Origin of the sequence: Bacteroides sp. ET489 (genome assembly GCF_030518095.1) — a bacterium.
GTDB lineage: Bacteria > Bacteroidota > Bacteroidia > Bacteroidales > Bacteroidaceae > Bacteroides > Bacteroides ndongoniae.
The window spans coordinates 1-5,480 of record NZ_JAULLJ010000073.1 but is presented as its reverse complement, the minus strand read 5'-3'; the positions used below and the strand labels follow the sequence as shown (position 1 = coordinate 5,480).

Here is a 5,480-nt window from a genome sequence, read left to right as displayed (position 1 = left end):
ATTTTTAATTTTGTTAGTTTACAAAGATAAGAAGTTTTTTATTATTGTTCGCAATTTAAAGAGTATTATTTTTCAAAATCTTATCTAGCTCTTCTTTGTTATAAAATTTATAGATTTTTCCTCTTATCTTAATATAACCTTCTATTGCATCATCATCTGTTTGTTCAAATAGACTTTTGATAGATACTCGTAGAGCGTTCGCTATTTTCTCAATAGTGTCTAGGCGTGCATTTCCGTACATTGCTCGGGTGAGGCTTGCAGGGTCAATCCCCATACTTGCTGCTAAGTCTTTCAATTGTTTACCTTGCTCTTTGCAAAGTCGTTTTACATTTTCAGCCAAGATTCTTTCCATATACATCTTTTTTGGCAAAGTTAGTTTATTTGTTTTAAATATCAAAACAAATAATATTAATTGATTTTTTAATCAACTTGTATTTGCAAGTCAATTATATTATATGTATATTTGCAACATGATAAATTGATATTTAAAACAATTATGGTAAAGACGGTAATTTTCGCACGAGTATCAACAAGTCTACAAGAATACGATAGACAAGTCAGTGAATTAACAACTTTGTCAAAATCAAATGGCTGGAGTATTGAGGCTGTGTTCGCCGAAAAGATTTCGGGAGCAAAATCAAATAAAGAAAGGACGGAACTTCTAAACATGATAAGCTATGTTGAGAGAAATCACATAGATAAGGTGTTAGTGACAGAGTTAAGCCGTTTAGGCCGTGACACCTTACAGGTTTTAGAAGTAATAGAAATGCTAAATAAAAAAAAGATTAGCCTTTATATTCAGAATTATGCCATTGAGACTTTGACCCAAGAAGGTAAGGTTAATGCTATGAGTCAGTTTCTAATTACCATATTAGCGGAAGTTGCACGAATGGAACGTAAGACAATAAGGGAACGAGTAGAAAGCGGTTACAATAACTTTCGAGCTAATGGTGGAAAGGTCGGTAGAAAAGCTGGATATATGAAGAGTGATGAAACGATGAAAAAAGAATACGCAGAAGAATTACGTCTGTTGAAAAAGGGATATTCGTTGCGAAATGTGTCAAAACTCACCCACACGAGCGTTAACACTTTGCGTAAGCTATATGATAAATTTTGTTAATTTTCAGTTTAAAGCAAGCAAAACAACGCCGACTATAGTTAAATAAATTCAAAATATTAATTAAAATAAAAATATAAATCAATTAAGATTTTCTAAGTCTGATTATCAGAAAGTTACATACAAAACCCAACAAAAAGTCGGGCTTTTAACACTTCTTTTTCCAATTGCAATTTGTAGTATATTTGCAATGTAAAAAACAAACGTCGAATTTAAAAATAAGAAATAAGGAGGGAAAATATGCAACAAAACGAAGGAAAGGGCTAAGAGCATAGCTATCTGAAAAAAGGGTTTTACGCTTATCCCTGCCGCGGTAAAAGTCTTGGGGCATTATTTAATGACCAAGAGGCGAAAAACAAATAAGTGCAGCGATGCACATCTTAATGTTTAATAGCTATGTTAACTTTGGAAACATGCACAAAAATACTAAACAATGGAAAAAAGAAATATAGCAATGAAGAAGTGAAGCAAATTAGGGAATATCTTTATTTACTGGCACAACTTCAGATAGAAAGCGAAAACGGATTAGGTTAACTCGAAAATTAATTTTATGAAAGCAAAGGTAAATAATCAAACTAATGTAATCATCTACTGCCGTGTCAGCACGGATGAACAGAGAAAAGGCACAAGTGTAGAAGTGCAGGAAGAGAGATTGAGAGGATATTGCAAATACAAAGGTTACAATATCATAGAGCTCCCGAACTTCAAAGAAGATGAAAGTGCAAAGACGTTTAAAAAACGGCCTGTAATGCAGTCTATATTAAGCTATATCAAGAGCCATAAGAAAGAAGTAAACAAGTTGCTTTTCCTGCGTTGGAATCGCTTTTCAAGGGACTTGCCACAGGCTACTAATGTAGTAAACGATTTACTTTCTATGGGTGTAGAGCCTAATGCCATAGAGGAAGAGATAAATTTCAATTCTGCAAATTGGCCTATGCTATTAGGTGTTTATATAGGGCAAGCCCAAGGCGACAATATTAGCCGCTCAAAAGCAACCAAGGATGGAATTTACGGAACAGCGTCTCAAGGCAAATGTTACAATAAAGCCCCCCGCGGTTATAAAAACAAACACCGTGTAGATAATAACGGTATGGTACTAGAGAAATATGTCGAATTTAGCGAAGAAGCCAATTCTATACGAAAAGCGTTTGAAGAATTTGCCAAAGGAACTATCAGTGCGGATTATGCAAGAAGAAGGTATTGCCCACAAATTGCAGAAAGCACCTTTTTGGGTATGCTCCGAAATCCTTTCTATATAGGAAAAATAAAAGTACCTGAGTATAACGGCATTTCATCCCACTTGGTAGATGGGCGACATGAACCGTTGATAAGTGAAGATACATTCCAAAGAATACAAGATTTACTTGATGGGAAAAAGAAAAGTAAGCCTAAACTAAGTAAACCCACCAATCCCGACTTATTTTTACGGAAATTTCTCGTTTGCCCTATCTGCGGCCATTCCTTAACAGGTGCTACAAGTAGGGGTAATGGAGGAAAGTACACATATTATAATTGCTGCCATGACGCCAAACATATCCGTAAACGAGCAGAAGAAGTGAATGAAGGTTTTGCTAAATATGTCGGAGCATTGAAGCCTTCAATAGAGGTGCTAAACCTGTATAAAGAAGTGTTGAAAGACTTGCACGTAGATAGTAAGCGCGAGATTCAAGCTGAGATAAACAAGTTAAATAAGGAGGTTACAGCAAAGCAATCTCAGATAGAAAGTGTGGAAGACATGTTAATTATGGATAAAAGCCATTCCAATAGATATAACCGCATCCTGGAACGGTACGAAAAAGAGGTATCGGAACTTCAAACACGCATTTCAACACTTGAATTAAGCAAACGGGGAAATATCGAACCAAAGCTAAGCTATGCTATTATGCTGATAAACAATATAGATAGCTACATCCGTGATGCGCCTTTAGAGACTAAAATCAAACTCATTGGTTCGATATTTGATGATAAAATAGAATATGACGGAGAAAAATATCGAACCAACTCATACAACAAAGTGCTTGACCTTATTTTTCAGCAAACCAACGAGTTACGAGGAAAGAAAAAAGAAAAAGGAGAAAGAAATACATCTTTCTCCAACTCTGTACCCAGACCCGGGGTCGAACCGGGATGGAAGTGAATCCACTGGTGTTTGAGACCAGCGCGTCTACCGATTCCGCCATCTGGGCATTGCATTGATTTCTCAATTGCGGTGCAAAGATACGGTTTTTTTCTAAACCTGCAAGCGATTCATAAAAAAAACAAGGGAAAAACAAGAAAAAAATAATAAAACACACCATAAGCATTCCGCATTTACAGAAAATACTGTACTTTAGCAGAAACTTTAAACAAAAAACAAAATGATGACAAATAAGGACAACTTCTGTGTAATCATGGGTGGAGGAATCGGAAGCCGATTCTGGCCATTCAGCCGCAAGACGCTCCCTAAACAATTCCTGGATTTCTTCGGAACAGGACGCTCGTTGTTACAACAGACTTTTGACCGGTTTAAAAAGATTATACCGACTGAGAACATTTTTATTGTGACCAATGATATGTATGCCGCCCTTGTAAAAGAGCAACTGCCTGAGCTAACCAGCGAACAGATTTTGCTGGAGCCTACACGCAGAAATACAGCGCCTTGTATTGCATGGGCATCTTACCATATCCGAGCCATCAATCCAAATGCCAACATTGTAGTAGCCCCCTCCGACCACCTGATACTGAAAGAAAATGAGTTTCTTGATATCATCACAAAAGGATTGGAATTCGTTGCCAAATCGGAAATTCTGCTTACACTGGGTATCAAGCCCAACAGACCGGAAACAGGATATGGCTATATACAAATCGCCGAACAGAAGGGTGACAATTTCTATAAAGTAAAAACATTCACCGAAAAGCCGGAATTAGAGCTCGCAAAAGTCTTTGTAGAAAGCGGAGAATTCTATTGGAATTCAGGACTTTTTGTTTGGAATGTCAATACTATCATCAAAGCCGGAGAATTACTGCTCCCCGAACTGGCTGCTAAACTGGAACCAGGTAAAGACGTCTATGGTACGCCGGACGAAAAGAAGTTTATCGATGAGAACTTCCCCGCATGCCCCAACGTATCAATCGACTTCGGCATTATGGAGAAAGCCGACAATGTATATGTTTCATTAGGCGACTTTGGATGGTCCGACCTTGGAACCTGGGGTTCGCTCTACGATTTGTCACCTAAAGACGAAAACAATAACGTAACTTTAAAGTGTCAGTCGATGTTCTACGGCAGCAAAGACAACATCGTTGTATTGCCCAAAGACAAACTTGCGGTTATTGAAGGCTTAGAAGGGTATCTGATTGCCGAATCGGACAATGTACTGCTAATCTGTAAGAAAGACGAAGAACATGCCATCCGGAAATACGTCAACGATGCGCAAATCAAATTAGGTGAAGATTACATCTGATATAAGCTTAACAGATTATGACCGACGGAAGTATGCAGAATGCTTAGCTTTTCAGCCCAAAGCAACTAATTTCAAAAGATAAGAGGGTGCATTTCTAAACAATGCATCCTCTTCTTGTTTCCAGAAAATCAGTTATGCGGTCAACAATATCAATACCCCCATAACCAGCCGTTTATTCGGAAAACAAAAAGTAAAGAGCAACGAACATCTACTGTACGCTAAAAGCGAACACGTGTCCGATTCCGAACAGCCTTATAAATTTATTGTAAACTGATAATCAGATATTTGATTCATTGGCACATCTTTTGAATTATCATAGGCGGATGCAAGTCCAATGAGAAAAGAAATAGAAATAATAACTTAAAAGAATATCGATTATGAAAGCAACAAATTTATTCAAAGCATTGGCATTTTCAGTATTGACATTAGTGAGCGCTCTTAGCACTGAAGTAAAGGCCCAGGACAACTTTATAACAAACGATAAAGTAAAGAACAATCTGGTCGTTTCTCGTACCATCTATAAATTAGACGGCAATTATCTACATAATCACATACGCTACGAGTTTGCTTACGATGAACAGAATCGCCTTATCTGTAAGACAGCCAACAAATGGGATGGCACATCGGACAAATGGGAACCTTATTTCCAAATGACTTATCGCTACGAAGCTGGTGAAATCATCATAAATTATGCCCGTTGGAATGAATCAAACCATAGTTATAGCAAGGACATGCAACAGAGTGTTTACGCACTGAATGAAGACAATACTCCCGTTGTGTGCCAAACGGTGGACAAAACAGTCTCAATGGCCGAGCATAAATGATAAAAAGAACAATGGTCTGTTCAGTATTACCAATCGAAAGCAACCGTTTTATGAAATTGCCTACCAGAGCGCGAAATTTAAGACTATAATATAATA

General features: G+C 37.3%; 5 protein-coding genes and 1 tRNA gene. 4 read left to right on the top strand and 2 right to left on the bottom strand.

Annotation, left to right across the window (positions count from 1 at the left end; translation table 11 throughout):
- Positions 1-55: 55 nt before the first annotated feature.
- Entirely contained in the window at positions 56-352 is a 297-nt protein-coding gene (locus Q3C19_RS17700) for a helix-turn-helix domain-containing protein (protein WP_071147964.1), read from the bottom strand.
- Positions 353-496: 144 nt separating this feature from the next.
- Here Q3C19_RS17700 and Q3C19_RS17695 point away from each other — a divergent pair, with 144 nt between their 5' ends.
- Positions 497-1,120 (top strand): recombinase family protein, encoded by a 624-nt coding sequence (locus tag Q3C19_RS17695; protein WP_302731125.1) that lies wholly within the window; start codon positions 497-499, stop codon positions 1,118-1,120.
- A 547-nt stretch (positions 1,121-1,667) separates the two neighbouring features.
- Positions 1,668-3,254, top strand: coding sequence for a recombinase family protein (locus tag Q3C19_RS17690; RefSeq protein ID WP_302731123.1), 1,587 nt, complete (start codon positions 1,668-1,670; stop codon positions 3,252-3,254).
- On the opposite strand, the gene Q3C19_RS17685 is transcribed toward Q3C19_RS17690, so the two are convergent.
- Positions 3,220-3,303 (bottom strand) — tRNA-Leu (locus Q3C19_RS17685). The two genes, Q3C19_RS17690 and Q3C19_RS17685, sit on opposite strands and share 35 nt — an antisense overlap.
- A 171-nt stretch (positions 3,304-3,474) precedes the next feature.
- Between Q3C19_RS17685 and Q3C19_RS17680 the strand changes: the two genes are divergently transcribed.
- Both Q3C19_RS17680 and Q3C19_RS17675 read left to right on the top strand, forming a co-directional pair.
- The gene (locus Q3C19_RS17680) at positions 3,475-4,560 is read left to right on the top strand and encodes a mannose-1-phosphate guanylyltransferase (protein ID WP_022161584.1); all 1,086 of its coding nucleotides are present in this window, start codon (positions 3,475-3,477) and stop codon (positions 4,558-4,560) included.
- Between the two features lie 377 nt (positions 4,561-4,937).
- The gene (locus Q3C19_RS17675) at positions 4,938-5,384 is read left to right on the top strand and encodes a DUF3836 domain-containing protein (RefSeq protein WP_302731121.1); all 447 of its coding nucleotides are present in this window, start codon (positions 4,938-4,940) and stop codon (positions 5,382-5,384) included.
- Positions 5,385-5,480 lie beyond the last annotated feature (96 nt).

Excerpts from the sequence above, each read along its gene's own strand:
- Q3C19_RS17700 (WP_071147964.1), bottom strand. The coding sequence starts at position 352 with ATGGAAAGAATCTTGGCTGAAAATGTAAAACGACTTTGCAAAGAGCAA.
- Q3C19_RS17695 (WP_302731125.1), top strand. The coding sequence starts at position 497 with ATGGTAAAGACGGTAATTTTCGCACGAGTATCAACAAGTCTACAAGAA.
- Q3C19_RS17690 (WP_302731123.1), top strand. The coding sequence starts at position 1,668 with ATGAAAGCAAAGGTAAATAATCAAACTAATGTAATCATCTACTGCCGT.
- Q3C19_RS17680 (WP_022161584.1), top strand. The coding sequence starts at position 3,475 with ATGATGACAAATAAGGACAACTTCTGTGTAATCATGGGTGGAGGAATC.
- Q3C19_RS17675 (WP_302731121.1), top strand. The coding sequence starts at position 4,938 with ATGAAAGCAACAAATTTATTCAAAGCATTGGCATTTTCAGTATTGACA.